We start from the raw sequence: 21,722 nt of genomic DNA, 5'->3' as shown, positions 1-21,722 counted from the left end.
CCATTGTGGAGATCCAATGAGCCAGGACGTCCTGACCACCGAAACCAATCGCCGTCAGTTGCAGCAGATCATCGCCGGCCTGTCCGATGGGGTGATTCTGCTGGAGCTCGACCAGACCATTCTCTGGGCCAATGACGCCGCACTGGCGATGCACGGTGTCAGCCGGATTGACGCCTTGGGAGCGAATGCCAGTGAGTACGCCAAGCGTTTCGCCCTGCGCTATCGCAACAATCACCCGGTGCCGACCGAAAATTACCCGATCAGCCGGGTGGCCCGCGGCGAGACGTTCAGCGATGTGCTGGTGGAGGTAACGCCGGCAAGCGACGAAGAGCACACTTGGGTCCACAACGTGCGCAGCATGGTGCTGGCCGACAGCGCGGGTGACCCGGAGTCGTTGGTGCTGATCATGGACGATGTCACCGAGTGGGCCAGCGCCGAGCAGCGTTTCGAAAAGACCTTCAACGCCAACCCGGCCCCGGCGGTGATCTGCCGTCTGAGCGATTTGCGCTACATCAAGGTCAATGGCGGCTTTCTCGAAATGACCGGATACGCCCGCGATCAGGTCATCGGCAGTTCAGCCTATGAACTGGACGTGCTGCAGGGCGCCGAAAACATACAACTGGCCAAGCAGCGTTTGCGCGAAGGGACGACCATTCCGCAAATGCAGGCCGAGTTGCAACTACCCGAAGGCGGCAGCAAACAGGTCATCGTCGCCGGTCAGCCTCTTGAGCTCAACGATGAAGCCTGCATGTTGTTTTCCTTCGTCGACATGGAGCCGCGGCACAAGGCTGAAGTTGCCCTGCGCCAGAGTGAGGAGCGTTTTGCCAAGGCCTTTCGCCTGACCCCTGTGCCGATTCTGGTGTGCGGCGCCAGTGAGCAAGTGGTGATGGACGTCAACGAAGCGTTCCTTGATACCTTCGCGTACCCCAGTGAAGAAGTACTCGGCAAGACCATTGCAGAAATCGATTTCATCCATGAAAAAGGCGCGCGTACACGGTTGTTTGCCGCGCTGGAAAAATCCGCAAGCCTGGACCGTGTCGATGTGCGTATGCGCAAGAAAGATACTGAACTGATCGATTGCGCGGTGTCGGCGGACACCGTCAACATTCAGGACAACCCCTGCTATTTGCTGGTGTTGATGGACATTACCGAGCGCAAACGCACCGAGCTGGAATTGGTCTCAGCCATCGAAGAAGTCATGAAAGATGCCTCATGGTTCAGCCGCACGCTGATTGAAAAACTCGCCAACGTGAAGAGCGTCAACTCGCCGAAGTTGCCCAATGTGTCCTTTACCGATCTGACGGCCCGGGAGCGTGATGTGCTTGGCCTGATCTGCGAAGGCCTGGCCGACAAGGAAATCGCCGCGCGACTGAAGCTGGCGCCTAACACCGTGCGTAATCATGTCGCGACGGTGTATTCGAAACTCGACGTGCACAGTCGCAGTGAAGCGATTGTCTGGGCGCGGGAGCGGGGGTTGTTTTCCGGCGATTGGCGCGCCAAGGGACAGCGATGAGGGGCTGCGATAAGGTGCAAATGCACTAGGGCGCAGGGTGCAAATTCATGTTTTTCCTTGGTGTGGCGGCTTTTAGGCTGGTGGCGTGTGACAGGTGTCCGCGGATTGCCCGCGTGTCCACTTTGAACCGCTAAAGGAAACAGCCTCATGAATCACCTCTACAGGGAGGGCCAATCGCAATGATCACCCTCGTTCAACTGCGAATGCTGATCGAACGGAGTTTCTCGCCGCTGGCCTGCGAGTGCGGCGTCACAGGCGATCATTCATTGACCGTGAAGCTCTATCACCCGGCTTCAGGCGAAGTGGATCTGGTCGTCAGCGGCTTGAACATGACAAGGCTGCAGTCGGCAGAAGCGGTGGCGAACCTGATTGAAGAACTGCGCTACGAGCTGCAGTGCAATACGCTGACCCGATAATGCAAGAACTGCCAGGTTTTACTGGCGGTGACCCATGTCTGGGCTATAAGAGATACGAACTTCTTTTTTTTGTGACAGATGTGCGGATTTAGCGCGGGTCTTTTGTTGTCACAAAAAGGTATCGATCACTTATCGCGGGTCAGCCTATGAACACTCTTGGGAAACGCGTTTGTACACCTTTGTCGCTCGCCTTCTGCGCAGCGATTCTCGGCGGTTGCGCCAGTCCGCCGCCACCTCCACCCGTAGCGCCACCGCCGCCTCTTGAGCGCACTTGCGAAACATTGGATCAAACCGATGTGCTGGGTAATGTGCAGGCAGAAGACGGGCAGGTGACGCGAGTCACCACCACCACCCGCTGTGTCACTCAGTAAGTCCGGACGGCGCCTTCATTGAAGGCGCTATTCGCGCGATGCGCAGCTACCTCGACTTGTTCAGGTGAACGTGATTTCTATCATCATCGCCTTGGGCTGCGCAGTGTCCAAGGCTAATTCTCTGCGACCACTATCAGTGGTGTAGTACTCATTCGATTAATCTTTATCGCAATTTGTTCTAGCTGTACTGTCATATTTGACAGTTATTACCTGCGTGCTTTTTCCCGATAATCGCATGACTTCGCTGATTACCGAGAAAACGCCATGACCATCGAACAAAAAGCCGCGGGTATAAAATCGTGGGATCAAGCCACACTGCGAGTCAATAACCAAATAGTGCCCCCGGGCGAGAAGGTTATGTTGATCCGTGGTCGCGCAAATACGATTTCGGTAGAGGCTCCCCTGGAAGTCGCGCAACGACTCCGACTGCATATGCCTGAATCCGGAGGTTTGAATGTTGTTTCCTCACCACCATTTGGCTCCTGGGTGGATGGGATCAATGGCCTGTTCGAGTGGACGCTTACACCTGATGATGGATCGAGTGGCCTTATCACGCTTGTTTTTTTGAGCCTGGAAGTGCTTCTACCGTGGGAGCTTGTCTTTGCGGTAATGTCTGATGATCTTGCCGATGAAGTGGACAAAATGTTCGTGCGCGGGGTCCCTTTGCTCTCTGGTTATCTGTTTTTCAGAAATGAGGCGCTTGAGGTCACCTTGACGTACAAGCGGGGAAGTCCCCTGGAAAACTGGACGTTGCAGTTGGTCGGCACCGTCAAGAGCGGAACGCCCATCCTGGCGGTGACCCCGACTTTACCTACCCACCCTCATAGTTGGCGGGTCAATGCCAACACCCGCAGCGGCACCTTCGAACTGGAGTTGAAGGGCCCCGGGTTTACCAAAAACGTAGTGGTGCTGTGCTCGGTGATGTCTCGCTATCTGACGGAAGAGGCAGACGTCAGGATCGGAGGGGTAAGCGTTCCTGCCGATGGCAAATTTTTCACCAGGGGCAAGCCTCTGGTTGTCACGCTGGAACCCAAGCCCGATAGTCCGCTTGGCCAGCATCCAGTGAAGCTCGAATGCAGGTTCAACACTCCTCTGTTGCCGGGAGACGTGGGCAGTGTGCCGGCATTCGACGAGCTGCAAACAAAGCACGAATGGAGCGTCACCGGGAGGAACCGGAGCGGAACTTTCCAGCTCCATCTGGTGGGCCGGGATATGACCGTCCCGATTGATGTGCCGCGGAGCAAGTTGGTGTCAGACAACCTCTATGACGAAGTCGATGTCCTGATTGACGGTGTACATCACCCCCCCACGGAGATTGTCAATTTCGAAGTAGGTAAGTCACAGGAGATAACGCTACAACCCAAGCTCCATAGCCCTGTGGCGGGATCCCGGATCTGGATGGCAATCGGGAACACATCTGCAGTTTTGGAGTGCAAGCCTGAGCTCAACACGGAGCAAACTGACCATAAGTGGCTCCTGAAGGGTGTAAGCGGGTTCGGCGATTTTCAACCGGGATTTCTGGGGCCCGAATTCGGCAGGGCAGCGTGGGCGCCTCGTTGCAGGTTGTTGCCTGAACGATTTTTTAGATATATCAATTTTTTGGGTGATCCCCTTCCATTACCCCCTATCGAAAATCGGGTTTATGTCAATACGCTGTTTGCTGCCGGTGTGAAGCTCACGGAGGGGGATGGCACTCCCTTAGCTAATGTAAAAGTGACTTTTTATGCCGAAGAGAAGGAGCCTCAGATTATAGAGACAGACGCTAAAGGGGTGGCAGGTTCTGTACCCTACATGTACCCAACCCTAGGGGTGCGTAAATTTTCTGCAGTAGCGGAGCTTCCACAAGAGGAGGTGACAACTGAAGCATTGGTAAGAGTTTTACCGCCGACTGACACTCTATAATTTCGCCAGTGTTCAAGAGAGAGAGCTCCATAGGTGCCACGGAGCTCTTTTAACCAAGCCTTGACGGCTCAAAAGGCGCCCAGAAAAAAAGGCAAACGCAGGGATATCCCACGTTTGCCTTCCTTTTATTCCGGGGAAAAAATCAGGACAAAAAGCCCCCGTCCACATTCAACGAAACCCCAGTCGTATAACTCGACGCATCACTCGCCAGATACAACACCGCCCCCGCCATCTCACTCGGATCCGCCACACGCTTGAGCGGAATCTGCGCCAACGCCGTGTTCAAAATCGCCTCATTCTTCACCAGCGCCGAAGCAAACTTGGTATCGGTCAGCCCTGGCAACAACGCATTACAGCGAATCCCGAACTGCGCACATTCCTTGGCAAACACCTTCGTCATGTTGATCACCGCTGCCTTGGTCACCGAGTAGATGCCCTGGAAGATCCCCGGCGAGATGCCATTGATCGACGCGACGTTGATGATGCTGCCGCCACCGTTGTCGCGCATCAGCTTGCCGGCTTCGACCGACATGAAAAAGTAGCCGCGGATGTTGACGTCGACGGTCTTCTGGAAGGCGCCGAGGTCGGTGTCCAGTACGTTGCAGAACTGCGGGTTGGTCGCGGCGTTGTTGACCAGGATGTCCAGGCGGCCGAACTGCTCGCGGATGCCGGCGAAGACCTGGCTGATCTGTTCCATTTCACCGATGTGGCAGGCGACGGCGGTGGCTTTGCCGCCGGCGGCGATGATCGCATCGGCGACGTGCTGGCAGCCCTCGAGTTTGCGGCTCGAGACGATGACGTGGGCGCCTTGCTGGGCCAGCAGTTTGGCGATGGCTTCACCGATGCCACGGCTGGCGCCGGAGACGAAAGCGATCTTGCCGTCGAGGTCGAACAACTGAGTCTTGGACATGGGATTCTCTTATAAAAAGTCTTATTGGATGGCCTGGATCAGAGGCTGGATTTCGAAATGACCTGCAAGCTCATCTGCTCCAGCAGTTTGTTCATGTGAATGAACTGCGCGAAGCGTTTGTCCTGGGTCTGACCATGGAAGAAGCGGTAGTAGATCTGCTGCACGATGCCGGCGAGGCGGAACAGGCCGTAGGTGTAGTAGAAGTCGAAGTTGTCGATCTGGATGCCCGAACGCTGGGCGTAGTAATCGACGAATTCGCGACGGGTCAGCATGCCCGGTGCGTGGCTCGGCTGGCGGCGCATCAGTTGCACCGGCGCCGGGTCGTCGGCTTCGATCCAGTAGGCGAGGGTGTTGCCCAGGTCCATCAGCGGATCGCCGAGGGTGGTGAGTTCCCAGTCGAGCACGCCGATGATCTGCATCGGGTTGTTCGGGTCGAGGATCACGTTGTCGAAGCGGTAGTCGTTATGGACGATGCTCGACGTCGGGTGATCGGCGGGCATCTTGTCGTTGAGCCAGGCCTTGACCACTTCCCACTGCGGTGCGTCCGGGGTCAGGGCTTTCTCGTAGCGGTCGCTCCAGCCTTTGATCTGCCGAGCCACATAACCTTCGGGCTTGCCGAGGTCACCGAGGCCGTAGGCCTTGTAGTCAACCCGGTGCAGCTCGACGAACTTGTCGATGAAGCTTTTGCACAGGGCTTCGGTTTTCGCCGAATCCAGGCCCAGTTCCGGTGGCAGTTCGGCGCGCAGGATGATGCCCTTGACCCGTTCCATCACATAGAACTCGGCGCCGATCACCGATTCGTCGGTGCAGTGCACGTAGGCTTTCGGGCAGTACGGAAAGCCGTCGCGAAGTTGATTGAGGATACGAAATTCACGACCCATGTCATGGGCGGATTTGGCCTTGTGGCCAAACGGCGGCCGGCGCAGGACGAATTCCTGTTCGGGGTATTCCAGCAAGTAGGTGAGGTTCGACGCACCGCCGGGGAACTGGCTGATCTGCGGCAAACCGCTGAGGCCCGGAATGTGGGCCTTGAGGTACGGATCGATCAGGCTGGCATCGAGTTCTTCGCCGGTGCGGATACGGGTGGACTGGTCAGTAAGCGCCATGCTTATCCCTTCTGCTTATTTTGGAGGCCTGAGACTATTGGCTAATCTAATGCGCACACCCCGCACCCACAACCACGATCGGCCCTTATAGGTGAGGGTGTTGCCGGGCAATCATTGCTTTTGATACACCTGTTTGAATTGTCCTACAGCGCGGCGTTGTTTTCGGGCGGCATCGCCGATGCCGACGCCGGCAGGTCGATGGGGGTGAGCACCGGCTGGCCGGAAAAAAACGCCATCAGGTTGCGTCCGACCAGTTCAACGGTGCCCTGGGTCGCTTCGGGCGACAGGCCTGCGACGTGCGGCGTGAGAATCACATTGCTCAGCGATTTCAGGGCATCCGGCACCTGCGGTTCATGATCGAAGACATCCAGCGCCGCGCCGCCAATGCGCCGTTGTTCCAGGGCGCTGATCAGATCGGCGGTCACCACCACGCTGGCCCGGGCGATATTGACGAGAAATCCGTTGGGCCCCAGCGCATCCAGCACCGATCGGTTGATCAGGCTTCGGGTGCCGAGCCCGCCGGGCGTGGCTACCACCATGAAATCCGAGGCGCGGGCCAGTTCGGTCGGTGTCGAGCAGAAGCTGTACGCCACGTCGCTGCGGTGCTGGCGGTTGTGGTAGCTGACGGTCATGTCAAAACCGTTTGCCGCGCGTTTGGCGATGGCCATGCCGACGGCGCCGAGGCCGAGAATGCCCAGGCGTTTGCCGGCGAGGGAAGGGCGCATGATTTTCGGCCACTCGCCTCGTCGCACGGCGGCGTCGCAGCGGGGGATGTCACGCACCATCGACAGAAGCATCGCCATCGCGTGGTCGGCCACCGAAGAGGCGTTGACCCCTGCGCCGTTGGTGACTGTAATGCCGCGGTCGGCAGCGGCCTGCAGGTCGACATGTTCGTAACCGGCACCAATCACGCAAATGATCTTCAGCGCGGGCAGTGCGGCGATTTCATCGGCAAACAGGCCCAGCGGGCCGCGGGTCAGTACCGCATCGATACGCTCGCCGTGGGTCGAAATGGCTTCGGCCCGCTCGGCGGGAGTTGGCGCCAATATCAGGTGAAAGCCCTGATGTTCGAGAATCGGCAGGTAATCATTGATCGTTTCGACCAGTACCAGAACGGTTGCGGGCATGCTGGGCTCCTGTGGCTTGAATATCCCTAGAGATTGCTGGCTTCAAAACGCATTGGCAACGATCAAAGATCGCAGCACTGCCAGATGATCATAGCGGAACAGGAGCGGTAGGTTATGGCGCAGTCAGAAAGGTGCGCGCAGCCTCCAGAATTTCGTCGGACAAGGCATCGCCCCGGGTGGCCCGGGCGAGCGTCAGTGCGCCGACCATGAGGGCGTATTGCACCAACGCTTGTTGACGATCGCGGGCGTCGTCGCCGGTATCCATCAAGGGCGTGAGGGTGTCGAGCAATGAACCGAGGCCTTCCATGAAGGTTTGGCGCAGGCCGCTTTCGGCGGCTTCGTGGCACATGTCACCGGCAAACGCCACCACCGGGCAGCTATCGCCCGGATTGTCGCGGCTGGCGGCCGACAGGTAGGGTACGATCAAGGCCTGACGGGCGGCGTTCTTGTCTGCGTTGGCGGCGATCCAGTCTTTCCAGCGGTCTGCCGATTGCCGGAATGCACGGCCGCTGGCCTCCTGGGCCAGGGCCTCCCTGGACTCGAAATGCCCATAGAAGCCGCCATGGGTCAGGCCCGCTGCACCCATCACATCAATCACGCTAATGCCGTGCAGACCCCGTTCGCGAAACAGCCGCGTGGCCGCCTCGACGATGATTTCGCGGTTGAGTTCGGCTTGCTTGCGGGAAACACGGGGCATTGGCGGCTCACAAAGATAAAGGATGGCGATCAGAGGGCGTACTGGGCAATTCCGTTGCCGAACGACCAGTTTTCTTTTTTCACTTCGACCAGATTGATGAATACATCCTCTAGCCGCACCGCCAATTCAGCGTTCAGGCTCTCGGCGATGGTTTTGTAGAGCAGTTTCTTCTGTTCGACGGTTCGGCCTTCGCTCAGGGTGATCTGGATCACCACCAGTTGGTCGGTGCGAGGGATCCCCAGGTATTGCGAGTCAAAGACGAAGTGCTGCTCGTCGTGTTCGGCGAGGATCTGGAAATTATCGTTTTCCGGCACACCAATGGCGCTGTGCATGGCGGCGTAGATCAACTGACCGATGCGTTTGGCGTGGGTGGGGTCCTGATGCTTTTTGATGTCGATGCGAACCAGTGGCATGGCATTTCCCTCAAGCAGAATGAAGATTGGTTAAAAATACATGACGGGAAACCTTTATCAAGTCGAGTCTGCATTTGGCGATGAAGCGTACAGGCCGCGAATCTCAAACGTTGTGATGATCACTGTGGGAGCTAGCCTGCTAGCGAAGGCGCTGAATCAGACAGAATCCCTGCTGAATGTGCCATCGTTTTGCGGGCAGGCTCGCTCCCACAGGGTGGGAAAAATTCGTATGTTCAACTGATCCGCACCACCATTCCTCACCTAAGTCTTTGCTTCTGCTCATTAATCCCGGACAATCGCGCCCCTGTTTCGGTCAGGGCGCTGCCTGTCGGATTTTTCCGACTCGTCCTGACCGGGTAGCAACTGACCGGAATGCGGAGATCCCACCGGATGAATGATCAGGCCAATAGCGTCAACGAACGCTATGTAGCGGCGAAACCTGTCAGCCTTGAAGGCTGGAACCGCCATGACACCACCTGGATGCTCGGCCTGTTTGGCACGGCCATCGGAGCCGGTACGCTGTTTTTGCCGATCAACGCGGGTTTGGGCGGTTTCTGGCCGTTGCTGATCCTGGCGCTGCTGGCGTTCCCCATGACCTTTTACGCACACCGTGGCCTGACCCGTTTCGTATTGTCCGGACGCGAAGGCGCGGACATCACCGAAGTGGTGGAAGAACACTTCGGCATCAAGGCCGGTGCGCTGATCACCTTGCTGTACTTCTTCGCGATCTTTCCGATCCTGCTGATTTACAGCGTGGCGCTGACCAACACCGTCGGCAGTTTCCTTGAGCACCAACTGCACATCATGCCGCCACCGCGCGCTGTTTTGTCGTTTGTGCTGATCCTCGGCCTGCTGGCGGTGGTGCGTTGCGGCGAGCAGGTGATCGTCAAGGCCATGAGCCTGATGGTGTATCCGTTTATCGTGGCGTTGCTGTTCCTGGCGGTGTTCCTGGTTCCGCACTGGAATGGCGGCATCCTGAGCACCGCATCGACGTTGCCTGAGCCGTCGGCGCTGTTACACACCTTGTGGCTGGCGATTCCGGTGATGGTGTTCTCGTTCAACCACTCGCCGATCATCTCGGCGTTCGCGGTGGACCAGAAGCGTCGCTACGGTGACCACGCCGAAGAGCGCAGCTCGCAGATCCTGTCCCGCGCGCATGTGTTGATGGTGGTGATGGTGCTGTTCTTCGTGTTCAGCTGCGTGCTGACCCTGTCGCCGGCACAACTGGCGGAAGCGAAGGCGCAGAACCTGTCGATCCTGTCGTACCTGGCTAATCACTTCAGTAACCCGACGATTGCGTTTGCAGCGCCGTTGATTGCGTTTGTGGCGATTTCCAAGTCGTTCCTGGGTCACTACATCGGTGCCAGTGAGGGTCTTAAAGGTTTGATCGTGAAGAGTGGCAAGCGTCCGGCGCCCAAGACGCTGGATCGCCTTACCGCGGCGTTTATGCTGGTGGTTTGCTGGATTGTTGCCACGCTGAACCCTAGCATTCTCGGGATGATTGAAACCTTGGGTGGCCCGGTGATCGCGGCGATTCTGTTTTTGATGCCGATGTATGCGATTCGTAAGGTGCCGGCGATGGCGCGTTTCCGTGGCCAGGCGTCGAATGTGTTTGTGACGGCGGTGGGTTTGGTGGCTATTTCGGCGTTGATTTATTCGCTGAGTGCCTGATCGGTGCAGCTCGTTTGATTAGATTTGATTTGCTGGAATGAATGACGGCTGATCCGCTTTGCGGGTTGGCCGTTTTTTTTGCGTGAGTGTTGAGTGTTGCGGTCGTACGCCGGACCTGTGGGAGCTGGCTTGCCAGCGATGGCGGTTTTTCAGGCGACATAGGTTTTGAGGGTGTACATATCCGTTACCGCAACAACGGATATGTACACAAAAACCCAGGCATAAAAAAACGCCGCGCATCTCACGACACGCGGCGTTTTCTACAACGAGAAAGCCTTAGGCTTGAACAACCGGAATATTGGCGTTCGCAGCAGCCTCACGGAACTCGGCAATCTGGTCGAAGGACAGGTAGCGGTAAACATCGGCCGCCATGCTGTCGATCTTGCCAGCGTATTCCATGTACTCCTCGACGGTCGGCAGACGACCCAGGATGGAAGCAACAGACGCCAACTCAGCCGAAGCCAGGTAAACGTTCGCGCCGTCACCCAGACGGTTCGGGAAGTTACGGGTCGAAGTCGACACCACAGTCGAGTTCGGCTCAACACGTGCCTGGTTACCCATGCACAACGAGCAGCCCGGCATTTCCATGCGCGCGCCAGCCTTGCCGTAGATGCCGTAGTAGCCTTCTTCGGTCAACTGGTGAGCGTCCATTTTGGTCGGCGGCGACAGCCACAGACGGGTTGGAAGCTGACCTTTGACCTGATCCAGCAACTTGCCGGCAGCGCGGAAGTGACCGATGTTGGTCATGCACGAACCGATGAACACTTCGTCGATCTTCTCGCCAGCAACGCTGGACAGCAGACGGGCGTCGTCCGGATCGTTCGGCGCGCAGAGCACAGGCTCTTTGATGTCGGCCAGGTCGATTTCGATGACTTCAGCGTATTCGGCGTCAGCATCGGCAACCATCAGCTCAGGGTTGGCAACCCAGGCTTCCATCGCTTGAGCACGACGTTCCAGAGTACGTGCATCGCCGTAGCCTTCGCCGATCATCCAGCGCAGCAGGGTGATGTTGGAGTTCAGGTACTCGGTGATCGACTCTTTCGACAGTTTGATGGTGCAACCGGCAGCCGAACGTTCGGCCGAGGCGTCGGACAGCTCGAAAGCCTGCTCGATGCTCAGGTTGTCCAGGCCTTCGATTTCCAGGATGCGGCCGGAGAAGGCGTTCTTCTTGCCTTTCTTCTCAACGGTCAACAGGCCAGCCTGAATCGCGAAGTAAGGAATGGCGTGAACCAGGTCACGCAGGGTGACGCCCGGTTGCATCTTGCCTTTGAAGCGCACCAGGATCGATTCCGGCATGTCCAGCGGCATAACGCCGGTGGCCGCGGCAAACGCAACCAGACCGGAACCGGCCGGGAACGAAATGCCCATCGGGAAACGGGTGTGCGAGTCACCACCGGTACCGACGGTGTCCGGCAGCAGCATGCGGTTCAGCCAGCTGTGGATGATGCCGTCGCCCGGACGCAGGGAAACGCCGCCGCGGGTCATGATGAAGTCTGGCAGAGTGTGGTGGGTGGTCACGTCGATCGGCTTGGGGTAAGCCGCGGTGTGGCAGAAGGACTGCATCACCAGATCGGTCGAGAAGCCCAGGCACGCCAGGTCTTTCAGTTCGTCACGGGTCATAGGACCGGTGGTGTCCTGAGAGCCGACGGTGGTCATTTTCGGTTCGCAGTAGGTGCCAGGACGAACGCCTTTGCCTTCTGGCAGACCGCAGGCCTTGCCGACCATTTTCTGTGCCAGGGTGTAGCCCTTGCCGGTGTCGACAGGGGCTTCTGGCAGTTTGAACAGATCGGTAGGACCCAGGCCCAATTCGGCGCGAGCCTTGTCGGTCAGGCCACGGCCGATGATCAGCGGGATACGGCCACCGGCACGAACTTCGTCCAACAGCACCGGAGTCTTCATTTCGAAGGTGGTCAGGACTTCGTCAGTGCCGTGTTTGCAGACTTTGCCAGCATGCGGATACAGGTCGATCACGTCGCCCATGTTCATGTTGGTGACGTCGAATTCGATCGGCAGTGCGCCGGCATCTTCCATGGTGTTGTAGAAGATCGGAGCGATCTTGCTGCCGAAGCAGAAGCCGCCAGCACGCTTGTTCGGCACGTAAGGAACGTCGTCGCCGAAGAACCACAGCACCGAGTTGGTTGCCGATTTACGCGACGAACCGGTACCGACCACGTCACCGACGTAGGCGATCGGGAAGCCTTGACCGCGCATTTCTTCGATCTGTTTCATCGGGCCAGTAACGCCCTGGACGTCAGGTACGATGCCTTCACGGGCCATTTTCAGCATGGCGAGGGCGTGCAGCGGGATGTCCGGGCGGGACCAGGCATCAGGAGCAGGGGACAGGTCGTCGGTGTTGGTTTCGCCGGTGACCTTGAACACGCGCAGGCTGATCTTGTCGGCCAGAACAGGGCGGTTGCGGAACCACTCGCCGTCAGCCCAGGACTGGATCACGCCTTTGGCGTGTTCGTTGCCGTTGCGGGCTTTTTCCGCGACGTCGTGGAACGCATCGAACATCAGCAGGGTGTGCTTGAGTTGAGCGGCGGCAACAGGCGCCAGTTCGGCGCTGTCGAGCAGGTCAACCAGGGTCACGATGTTGTAGCCGCCCTGCATGGTGCCGAGCAGTTCAACAGCGCGTTTCTTGTCGATCAGAGGAGATTTTGCTTCGCCTTTGGCGAGGGCAGACAGGAAACCGGCCTTTACATAGGCTGCTTCGTCCACGCCAGGCGGAATGCGATTGGTGATCAGGTCAACGAGGAAAGCTTCTTCGCCAGCCGGGGGATTCTTCAGCAGCTCGACCAGGCCTGCAGTTTGTTCGGCGTTAAGCGGCTGGGGAACGATACCCAGTGCTGCACGCTCTTCGATATGTTTGCGGTAGGCTTCAAGCACAGTTATTACCCTCATCAGTGGTCCCAAATGGGTGTCCGGGACGCTCATCCCGAAATTGCCGTACTCATGCGCTGCGTGGCGTTGTGGGCCACTTAGCCAGAATTACCGACAATTCCTTACAGAAGCTGCTTTCAAAGTTTTACGCCTGCAGAACGGGGAGCTGATGAGGGTTGGCGTAGAGCTTTTCCCCGCTGGAAAAACCCTTCGCCAACACCGCTCTGAAGGAACGACTGTGCTCGTGACGCTTTGAAAACAGCTTCTAACGGACATTGGCGCCTTAAAAGGCTGGCTGATTCTACGGCAAAAAAAATTTAAAGGTAAGTGAGGGTCTATTGGACTTTGGTGGCGAGTCGCGTTGTGTGCCTGCGTGTGCGAGGCAAGGCGCGGGATGTCGCTAATGGTTGTTCCCTTGGCAAATCCCGCAACGCAGCCTCGCGCACGTAGGCGCGCAACGCGGCCGTCACCAAAGTCCAATAGACCCTCCGCCCTCAACTTTGAGGGGTGATGAATGTTAGACAAAGGGCTAACATGCCGACCTGTTCTGCTTTCCCGTGTTTTTCTTACCTATGCCCAATCAGACCATCAAGACCCCCTGCGTCGGCCTTTGCTCCACTGTTTACGGTGACCTGGTCTGCCGTGGCTGCAAGCGTTTTCACCATGAAGTGATCCATTGGAACGGTTACAACGAGGAAGAAAAGCGCGCGGTGTGGCTGCGTCTCGAGCAGCTGTTGTCCCAGGTGATGGCCGGCAAGGTAGAAATTTTTGATCCGGCGCTGCTGAGAATGCAGCTGGAACAGCGAAAGATTCGCTTCGTGCCGCATCAGTCGGAATATTGCTGGGCCTATCAGCTGATCGCTCGCGGCGCGCGGGTGATCAACAATCTTGACGCCTACGGGATGGTGCTGCTGCCGGAATTTCGCGACTGGAACCTGCCGGAGCTGCGGGATGCGATTGATCGGGAGTTCTTTTTGCTCTCGGAGGCGCATTACCAGCGCTACATCGCGCCGGGTTTCCTCAAGGACGCCTTCGGCGGATAAAACTTAAACCTGTGGCGAGGGAGCTTGCTCCCGCTCGACTGCGCAGCAGTCGCAAATGACCTGCGAGTATTATCTGATACACCGCGCCGTACGATTTGGGGTCGCTTCGCAACCCGGCGGGAGCAAGCTCCCTCTCCACAAATGCTCGGCAAATCTCAATGATGGGAAACGATCTCCTCCAGATGATCCATGATCTCCATCGGCTTCAGCACCAGCACATCACTCTCCACCGCATCCAGCACCACTTCCGCCGTATTCCCGATCAACGCCCCGGATAACCCGGAACGCGCCACCGTGCCAATCACCGTCACCGCTGCACCCAGCTTGTGCACCATGTACGGAATCAACACATCCGCCGGACCTTCAGCGATATGCAGGTGGTCATCATCAATGTCGAACTCGGCCTGAAAGGCCTTGCACTGCTCGCGATAGCGCGCCTCGATCGTTTCACTGAGCTGCAACGTCGGGTCGGCCGCCGACAGCATCGGTGACGGATGGGCGCTGACCACATGCAGATGCGCCTTGGCCAGGCTGGCGATGTCATAGCCGTGATCGACGATGGTGTTGTGCAGGTGGCGGTGTTCAACGTCGGTATTACCCACGTCGATCGCTGCCAGAATCACGCCGCCCGTCCAGGGCTTAGACGTTTTGACCAGCAGCACCGGCGTCGGACAAGAGCGCAGCAGTTTCCAGTCCGCCGGGGTCAGCAGGGCTTTTTTCAACGAACTGTCGGGGTAATGCTGCTTGACTACCAGCCCGCAACCTTCCGCCTGCTGCACATCGACGATGGTTTCGTGCAGGCTTTCGTTCCACGCCTGCTCGGTGGTGACGCTGTAGCCGTCCTCAAGCAGCGCCGCCTTGAGCACGCCGAGCATGCCGCTGTGATCATGCTTGCGGTCACAGACCAGCAGATGCAGATGCGCCTGGGTCACGCCGGCAATCAATTTGGCCCGTTTGAGCGCCAGGCTTTCCGAGTGTTCGGGTTCGATGACCACCAGAATGCTGCGAATGGCTTGCATGATCGGGATCTCCATAGGGTAAAAAAGCGTGGCGTTGCACAACTATAGTTGCTGCTCGGCAACCGGGGAGTTGATGCATATCAACGGTCGTGGCTGGTGGTCTGGCGGCGGGCCGGTATAATCGGCGCCCTTCGTTTTGAACCCTTTATCCGTGAGCCCCATGATCCTTCCCGAAATTCACGAGTTCCTTGGCTGCCGCACCCCCGACGGCTGGGTCCGGGCCGCGTTGGCCGATCAGGAAACCTTGCTGATCGACCACAAGAACTGCGAATTCAAGGCCGCCAGCACGGCATTGAGCCTGATCGCCAAATACCACTCCCACGTCGACCTGATCAACCTTATGTCGCGTCTGGCCCGGGAAGAGCTGGTGCACCACGAACAGGTCATGCGCCTGATGAAAAAGCGCAAGATCGAGCTGCGTCAGTTGTCCGCCGGGCGTTACGCCTCGGGCCTGCGCAAAGTGGTGCGCAGTCACGAACCGGTCAAACTGGTGGATACCTTGGTGGTGGGTGCGTTCATTGAAGCCCGCAGTTGCGAGCGTTTCGAGGCGCTGGTGCCGCATCTGGACGAGGAGCTGGGCAAGTTTTACTTCGGTTTGCTGAAAAGCGAGGCCCGGCATTTTCAGGGTTATTTGAAACTGGCCTACCAGTACGGTGACGCCAAGGACATCGCTCAGGTGATTGACCGGGTTCGTGCTGCCGAACAGGAGCTGATCGAGTCGCCGGACGTGGAGTTCCGCTTCCACAGCGGCATCCCTGCCGCCGCATAACCCGTAGGAGCACGGCTTGCCGGCGAAGGCGTCCCCGAGATCGCCTTCGCCGCCAAGCCGTGCTCCTACAAATGCCACCGTACGTTGCGATCTTTTGCGCCTGAATTGTTAAAAACTCTTAAGAGTATGAAAGATCACTGAAAACCGGCTCAGAAGGCCGGTTTTTGCTGCCCCTCATCTCCGCCCCGTCACTGATTGACGCCATAATGCCGCCCACTTCATTCAAGGGTCGGCAAGCGTTCGTTATGGATAACCTGGGTTTTGGCAAAGTATTGCTGGTGGAAGACGACGAGAAGCTCTCCGGGCTGATCGCGTATTTCCTGTCCCAACATGGCTTTGAGGTTTTACAGGTGCAGCGCGGCGACCTCGCGTTGGCGGCTTTCCTCGACTTCAAACCGAAAATCGTTGTACTCGATCTGATGCTGCCGGGCCAGAGCGGCCTGCACGTGTGCCGCGAAATTCGCAGCGTGTCCGACACGCCGATCGTCATCCTCACCGCCAAGGAAGATGACCTCGATCACATCCTCGGCCTGGAATCCGGCGCTGACGACTACGTCATCAAGCCGATAAAGCCACCGGTGTTGCTGGCCCGCCTGCGCGCGTTGCAACGCCGGCAAACGCCGGACAGCAGCGTGTGCAGCGCGCTGGAGTTCGGCCATCTGAGCATCGACCGCAGCTGCCGAGAGGTGCGGCTGGCGGGTGAGGGCATCGAGTTGACCACCATGGAGTTCGAACTGCTGTGGCTGCTGGCCAGCGCCGCCGGCAAGATTCTGTCCCGCGATGACATTCTCAACCGCATGCGCGGCATCGCTTTCGATGGGCTGAACCGCAGCGTCGACGTCTACATCAGCAAGTTGCGCGGCAAGCTCAAGGACAACCCCCGCGAACCAGTGTGCATCAAAACCATCTGGGGCAAGGGTTACCTGTTCAATCCGTTCGCGTGGGAGCTGTAAATGCTGCGGTTATTTCTCGGGCTGTTTCTGGTAATGACGGTTGGCCTGGTCCTGGGGCTGCAAACCGTCGAGCGCACGTTCGATGCGCTGCTCGATGGTCAGATGCAGAGCTACAACCGCGAGGCGGTGCGTGGCCAGGCCTGGTCGCTGGTGGAGCAGTTGCGCGGCCTGGACGGTTCGGCCCGAGAGCGACAACTGGAAACCGTGCGCCCTCACTACGGCTTGCGCCTGACCCTGGTCGAAACCGATCAACTGGCCCTGACCGATCAGGAGAAAGCCGAGTTGGCCCAAGGCCAGCTGGTGCTTCGTGACAAGTACACGCAATTCATCTCGCGCATTGACGACGGTTCGCAGCTGCTCAGCATCAAGCTCCCGGCCGAGCCGAGTCTGATGCCGTTCTACATTGCTACGGCCTATTTTATGATTGCGGTGATGATCGGTCTGGTGTTGATTTTCTGGGTGCGTCCACACTGGCGAGATCTGGAAAAACTGCGCCTGGCCGCCGAGCGTTTCGGCGATAACGATTTGTCGTCACGCATTCAGTTGTCGAAACGCTCGAACATCCGCGACCTGTCTGAACACTTCAACCTGATGGCGGCGCGTATCGAAGGCCTGATCGCCAATCAGCGCGAGCTGACCAACGCGGTGTCCCATGAATTGCGCACGCCGATTGCGCGGCTGTCGTTCGAGCTTGACCAGCTCAAGCAACAACCCGATCCGACCCAGAACCGCGAGCTGATTGCCGACATGTACGCCGACCTCGGTGAGCTGGAGGAAATGGTGTCGGAGCTGCTGACCTACGCCAGCCTTGAACGCGGCGCCACGGTGATCACCCGGGAGAATATTCAGGCCAACAGTTGGCTCGACAGCGTGGTCGGCAGTGTGGCGCTGGAGGCCGAGGCGGCCGGGGTGCAGCTGCTGATTGTCGAATGCCGGGTCGATGAGGTGCGCATCGAACCGCGCTTCATGGCGCGGGCGGTGATCAACCTGCTGCGCAATGCCATTCGTTATGCCGAGGAGCGGGTGGAAGTGTCGCTGGTGCGCACCGGTGATCACTACGAAGTGCAGGTCAACGACGATGGGCCGGGTGTGCCGGTGGCCGGGCGGGAGAAGATCTTCGAGCCGTTTTCGCGTCTGGACGCCAGCCGTGATCGGCGCACAGGTGGTTTCGGTTTGGGCCTGGCGCTGGTCCGGCGTGTGTCGCAGTCCCATGGCGGGCAAGTGGAAGTGGCGGATTCGCCGTGGGGTGGGGCGTCGTTTCGTATGACGTGGGCGCATCAGGATTAATTGTGTGTTGCTCTTGCGGGCCCCTTCGCGGGCAAGCCTCGCTCCTACAGGTAACCGCGTAACTCTGTAGGAGCGAGGCTTGCCCGCGAAGAGGCCATCGGCAACACCTCAAATCAAAAGCTGTACACCACCTGCCCAGCCAACGAAGTCTGCATCCGCCGCTCCACAATCGGACTGTCTGCCGCCTCTTTAGCCAGATACTGCACCGCCAGCACCGTTGACACACTCCATTGATCATTGATCGGCAATGACCACGTCAGATCCGCTCCGCGACTCACCAGTCCACCCTGGGTGTCATACGCCTTGAACTTGCTGCGCGACGCCTGACCCGTACTGACGCCATACCAGGTGCGCATGTAATCGCCGTCGCCAAACTGGCTGTTGAGGCTGCCCACGACCTTGCCATGGTCACCCTCGTAGAACGGCGCGCTGATGCTCAGTTTCAAGCGATTCCAGGCTGAACCCGTATCGTCATCGTCATCATCCTTTTCCAGCGCGTGTTCAAAGCTCGCCCCGAGAATGATCGGCCCCATGTGATAGGTCCCGTCCAGCCCGATCGCCGGGCGAGACTTGATCGAACCCATGCCGTCCAGCTCATCGGAACCTTTGAACCCGGTCTTGCGATCCTTGCGCACATCACTGGCGCCGACGTACACGCTGAGGCCGAAGCCGTCCTCGTCATACGCCCAGCCAAGACCCTTTTGAGTGTCCAGAAAGAAACCATAAGGGCTGACGATTTCCCCGCCCAGCAACGGCGCCATAACGCGTTCATCGCTGCCGCTGTAACGCGGCACACTGGCGGCGCCGGCCCGCAGGCTGTAGCGCCAGTCTTCGGCATGCACGGAGTTGGAGGGAAGGAACAGACAGAATGAAGTTAGTGACAGAGACAGCGAACGTAGCATGGAGCACCCTTGGGGTAGTTTGGATGCGCCTATGCTAGGAGGGTGTCGCGCGGCAATCTTTGACAGCTTTGTCGGGAAACTGTCAAAGACTGTGAATGGGGCTGACCGAACGGCGAGCAATCTGTGGCTAGGGAGCCTGTTGTGGCGAGGGAGCTTGCTCCCGCTGGGTCGCGAAGCGGCCCCAAAAAAGGGACTGCTGCGCAGTCCAGCGGGAGCAAGCTCCCTCGCCACAAGGTCAGTGTCACACCACAAGGTCAGTGTCACACCACAAGGTCAGTGTCACACCACAAGGTCAGTGTCACACCACAAGGTCAGTGTCACACCACAAGGTCAGTGTCACACCACAAGGTCAGTGTCACACCACAAGGTCAGTGTCTAGCCACAGGTCAATGTCACATCAGCTTAGAAATCCCACTTGGTGGTCAGCATCAGGTTGCGCGGCTCGCCGTAGAACGTGGTGCCGAAGTTACCCAACCCCGTCAGGTATTTCTTGTCGAAGACGTTGTTGGCATTGGCGGTGAAGCTCAGGTGTTCGTTGTACTGATAACGGGTCATCAGGTCCACGAGGGTGTAGCCGCCTTGTTTGAGCGACGTGCTGCCTTCGGTAGGGCTGAAGCTCTGACCGTAGAAAGCGCTCTGCCAGCTGACGCCGCCACCGACGGTGACCTTGTCCAGTGCGCCAGGCAGGCGGTAGGTGGTGAACGTACGCACGACGTGTTCAGGTTTGGTGGTGGCCAGCGGGAAACCGTAGATCCGTTGCTCATCCTTGTCGCGAGTACGGGCATAGGTGTAGCCGGCCGACAGGTTCCAGCCATCGGACAATTCGCCCGCCAGTTCCAGCTCCACGCCTTTGGTGGTGGCGCCGGGGATGGCTTTATACAGGTCCTGCCCGGTGCTGTCGGTGGTGACGTATTGGGCGACGTTCTCCTGCTCGATGCGGAAGAAGGCCAGGCTGGCGTTCAGTTTGCCTTCGAGGTACGCCGCTTTCAGGCCGGTCTCGTAGCTGTTGCCTTCAACCGGCTTCAGGGTCGAACCGGCGGCGTCCTTGTAGGTCTGCGGCTGGTAAATGTTGGTGTAGCTGGCGTAGACCGAATACGTGTCGTCCAGGTCATAGATCACACCGGCGTAAGGGGTGACGACGCCGTGTTCCTTGTAGCTGGTTTGGGTGTCGGTCTGGCCGGCGCCCGGGTAGTAGCTGTAATCCTCGTTGTACTTGAAGGTGCTCACGCGGCTGCCGAGGATGATCGACAGATCGTCGGTTGGGCGCAGGCGCGTGGCCAGGTAGGCACCGTTCTGGCTGGTGGTGCGCTCGTACTTGCCGTTTTTCGGGAAATCCTGTTCCGGCAGATTGCCTTTCCAGTCATAGATGCTGCCCGGCACACCTCCGGCGCCGGGGATAACGCTGTCGAATGTCGCGCCGGTCTGGCGGGCATGAGACGTCATGAAACCGGCCACCAGTTCGTGCTCGCGACCGCCGAGGGTAAACGGTCCGGAAACGTTCACGTCAGCGGTATTCTGCACGCGATGACCTTCCCAGCGCCCCCAGTAAAGGGACATGCCTTCACCGGTGGCGCGGTCCGGGAAGCCGCCGCTGGCCGAGGCCAGGCGCGTATCGTGATCGGTGGTTTTCTGGTTGAGATTGACCTTGAGTTTCCAGTCATTGGCCAGCGCCTGTTCCAGCGACGTGAAGTAGGTGACGGTGTCGAAATCACGGCGGCTCCAGTCGGCGCCCGGGTTGAAGCTGCGCGAGAAGTCGGTGCGGCCGCCGTCGGCGAAGTACACCGTGTTGCCGGTCCAGGAGGTGCCGCGTGGTGTGGCACTGGACTTGTCGATGCCGAAGGTCAGCAAGGTGTCGTCCGTCAGATCGGCTTCGAGGATGCCGTAAAACAGGTCTTTCTTCTGGCTGTAGTGATCGATGTAGGAATTCTTGTCCTGGTACGAACCGACGAAGCGGCCGCGCACGCTGCCGGTATCGTTCAGCGATCCGGAAATATCGCCGGTGGTGCGATAGCTGTCCCACGAGCCGACGGTGCCGCTGATCGAGGCCTTGAATTCCTTGGTCGGCTTCTTGCGAATCAGGTTGACGGTGGCGGACGGGTCGCCCGAACCCGTCATCAGGCCGGTCGAGCCCTTGACGACTTCGATGCGGTCGAGGCTGGCCGCGTCATCGCTGTTGTTCGGGTTCTCACCGTAGACACCGTCATACGGTTGGTTGACCCCGTCGTACTGGAAGTTGGTGATGGCAAAACCACGGGCGGAAAACTCGGTACGGTCACTGTCGTACTTTTGCGTCGAGACGCCGGGGGTATTGCGCAACGCGTCGCTGACGCTCTGCACACCGCGATCGTCCATTTGCTGACGGGTCACCACGGTGACCGATTGCGGCGTTTCACGGGGTGACAAGGCTAGGCCGGTGGCCGAGGACGTTGAGCCCGTGGTGTAGGAATGGGTGTCCTCGGTGATCTCGCCCAAGCCGACGGCAGAAATACTCGTCGCACCCAGTTGCAGCGCGCCGTCGTCTTTGGGAGCCGATTTGCTTTCAACCGTTTCGGCGGCATGGGCGTTGTAGGAAAGGCTCAGCAGCGCGGCGGGGAGGGCCAGTGCCAAGGGGCGCAGGGCAAAACGAAAACGGGCGGCGAGTGGGTACGACATGGAGATCCCTTTGTATCGAATCGTTCGGTAAGTGAAAGGCTTCTGAGGGTTAACCGAATGAAAAACGCAAAAGGGAACTGTTCGCGAAAAA

Annotated in this window: 17 protein-coding genes; 8 read left to right on the top strand and 9 right to left on the bottom strand. The window is 58.6% G+C overall.

Features of this window, described 5'->3' with window-relative positions:
- Positions 1 to 16 precede the first annotated feature (16 nt).
- The 3 genes from KJF94_RS12650 (at position 17) to KJF94_RS12640 (ending at position 4,202) form a co-directional block, all read left to right on the top strand.
- Complete coding sequence (locus tag KJF94_RS12650) at positions 17 to 1,513, top strand: helix-turn-helix transcriptional regulator (RefSeq protein ID WP_214383852.1); 1,497 nt, start codon at positions 17 to 19, stop codon at positions 1,511 to 1,513.
- 179 nt (positions 1,514 to 1,692) lie between these two features.
- Positions 1,693 to 1,929: a DUF1652 domain-containing protein gene (locus KJF94_RS12645; RefSeq protein ID WP_214383850.1), complete on the top strand. Its 237-nt coding sequence runs from the start codon at positions 1,693 to 1,695 to the stop codon at positions 1,927 to 1,929.
- Between the two features lie 635 nt (positions 1,930 to 2,564).
- Positions 2,565 to 4,202: a hypothetical protein gene (locus KJF94_RS12640; protein WP_214383848.1), complete on the top strand. Its 1,638-nt coding sequence runs from the start codon at positions 2,565 to 2,567 to the stop codon at positions 4,200 to 4,202.
- A gap of 142 nt (positions 4,203 to 4,344) precedes the next feature.
- Here KJF94_RS12640 and KJF94_RS12635 read toward each other — a convergent pair whose 3' ends face one another.
- The 5 genes from KJF94_RS12635 to KJF94_RS12615 form a co-directional block, all read right to left on the bottom strand.
- Positions 4,345 to 5,112 carry an SDR family oxidoreductase gene (locus KJF94_RS12635; protein ID WP_017339427.1) on the bottom strand — a complete coding sequence of 256 codons (768 nt, stop codon included), beginning with the start codon at positions 5,110 to 5,112 and terminating at the stop codon, positions 4,345 to 4,347.
- A gap of 38 nt (positions 5,113 to 5,150) precedes the next feature.
- Positions 5,151 to 6,218, bottom strand: a complete 1,068-nt coding sequence (locus tag KJF94_RS12630; protein ID WP_214383846.1) for a phosphotransferase family protein — start codon at positions 6,216 to 6,218, stop codon at positions 5,151 to 5,153.
- A 143-nt stretch (positions 6,219 to 6,361) separates the two neighbouring features.
- Positions 6,362 to 7,345, bottom strand: coding sequence for a 2-hydroxyacid dehydrogenase (locus KJF94_RS12625; protein WP_214383844.1), 984 nt, complete (start codon positions 7,343 to 7,345; stop codon positions 6,362 to 6,364).
- A 112-nt stretch (positions 7,346 to 7,457) separates the two neighbouring features.
- Entirely contained in the window at positions 7,458 to 8,042 is a 585-nt protein-coding gene (locus KJF94_RS12620) for a TetR/AcrR family transcriptional regulator (protein ID WP_214383842.1), read from the bottom strand.
- A gap of 29 nt (positions 8,043 to 8,071) precedes the next feature.
- Complete coding sequence (locus tag KJF94_RS12615; RefSeq protein ID WP_214383840.1) at positions 8,072 to 8,455, bottom strand: tautomerase family protein; 384 nt, start codon at positions 8,453 to 8,455, stop codon at positions 8,072 to 8,074.
- A gap of 390 nt (positions 8,456 to 8,845) precedes the next feature.
- Here KJF94_RS12615 and KJF94_RS12610 point away from each other — a divergent pair, with 390 nt between their 5' ends.
- Positions 8,846 to 10,126, top strand: a complete 1,281-nt coding sequence (locus KJF94_RS12610; protein ID WP_214383838.1) for a serine/threonine transporter — start codon at positions 8,846 to 8,848, stop codon at positions 10,124 to 10,126.
- A 276-nt stretch (positions 10,127 to 10,402) separates the two neighbouring features.
- Here KJF94_RS12610 and acnB read toward each other — a convergent pair whose 3' ends face one another.
- A complete protein-coding gene (gene acnB, locus KJF94_RS12605) occupies positions 10,403 to 13,012 on the bottom strand; it encodes a bifunctional aconitate hydratase 2/2-methylisocitrate dehydratase (RefSeq protein WP_214384856.1) in 2,610 nt (869 codons plus the stop codon).
- Positions 13,013 to 13,578: 566 nt separating this feature from the next.
- Here acnB and KJF94_RS12600 point away from each other — a divergent pair.
- Positions 13,579 to 14,049, top strand: a complete 471-nt coding sequence (locus KJF94_RS12600) for a DUF1289 domain-containing protein (RefSeq protein WP_084320865.1) — start codon at positions 13,579 to 13,581, stop codon at positions 14,047 to 14,049.
- A 155-nt stretch (positions 14,050 to 14,204) separates the two neighbouring features.
- Here the strand turns inward: KJF94_RS12600 and KJF94_RS12595 are convergent, their stop codons facing one another.
- The gene (locus KJF94_RS12595) at positions 14,205 to 15,068 is read right to left on the bottom strand and encodes a universal stress protein (protein ID WP_214383836.1); all 864 of its coding nucleotides are present in this window, start codon (positions 15,066 to 15,068) and stop codon (positions 14,205 to 14,207) included.
- A 160-nt stretch (positions 15,069 to 15,228) separates the two neighbouring features.
- On the opposite strand from KJF94_RS12595, the gene KJF94_RS12590 reads away from it, so the two are divergent.
- From KJF94_RS12590 to KJF94_RS12580, 3 genes are all read left to right on the top strand, one after another.
- Complete coding sequence (locus KJF94_RS12590) at positions 15,229 to 15,837, top strand: MiaE family protein (protein ID WP_214383834.1); 609 nt, start codon at positions 15,229 to 15,231, stop codon at positions 15,835 to 15,837.
- Positions 15,838 to 16,082: 245 nt separating this feature from the next.
- Positions 16,083 to 16,790: a winged helix-turn-helix domain-containing protein gene (locus KJF94_RS12585; RefSeq protein WP_214384855.1), complete on the top strand. Its 708-nt coding sequence runs from the start codon at positions 16,083 to 16,085 to the stop codon at positions 16,788 to 16,790.
- Positions 16,791 to 18,077, top strand: coding sequence for an ATP-binding protein (locus KJF94_RS12580; protein ID WP_214383832.1), 1,287 nt, complete (start codon positions 16,791 to 16,793; stop codon positions 18,075 to 18,077).
- A gap of 113 nt (positions 18,078 to 18,190) precedes the next feature.
- On the opposite strand, the gene KJF94_RS12575 is transcribed toward KJF94_RS12580, so the two are convergent.
- Positions 18,191 to 18,979, bottom strand: a complete 789-nt coding sequence (locus tag KJF94_RS12575; protein WP_214383830.1) for a MipA/OmpV family protein — start codon at positions 18,977 to 18,979, stop codon at positions 18,191 to 18,193.
- Positions 18,980 to 19,381: 402 nt separating this feature from the next.
- Positions 19,382 to 21,631 carry a TonB-dependent siderophore receptor gene (locus KJF94_RS12570; RefSeq protein ID WP_214383828.1) on the bottom strand — a complete coding sequence of 750 codons (2,250 nt, stop codon included), beginning with the start codon at positions 21,629 to 21,631 and terminating at the stop codon, positions 19,382 to 19,384.
- Positions 21,632 to 21,722 lie beyond the last annotated feature (91 nt).

The organism is Pseudomonas hormoni, assembly GCF_018502625.1.
GTDB classification, from domain to species: Bacteria; Pseudomonadota; Gammaproteobacteria; order Pseudomonadales; family Pseudomonadaceae; genus Aquipseudomonas; species Aquipseudomonas hormoni.
This window is presented reverse-complemented; position numbering and strand designations above follow the sequence as displayed.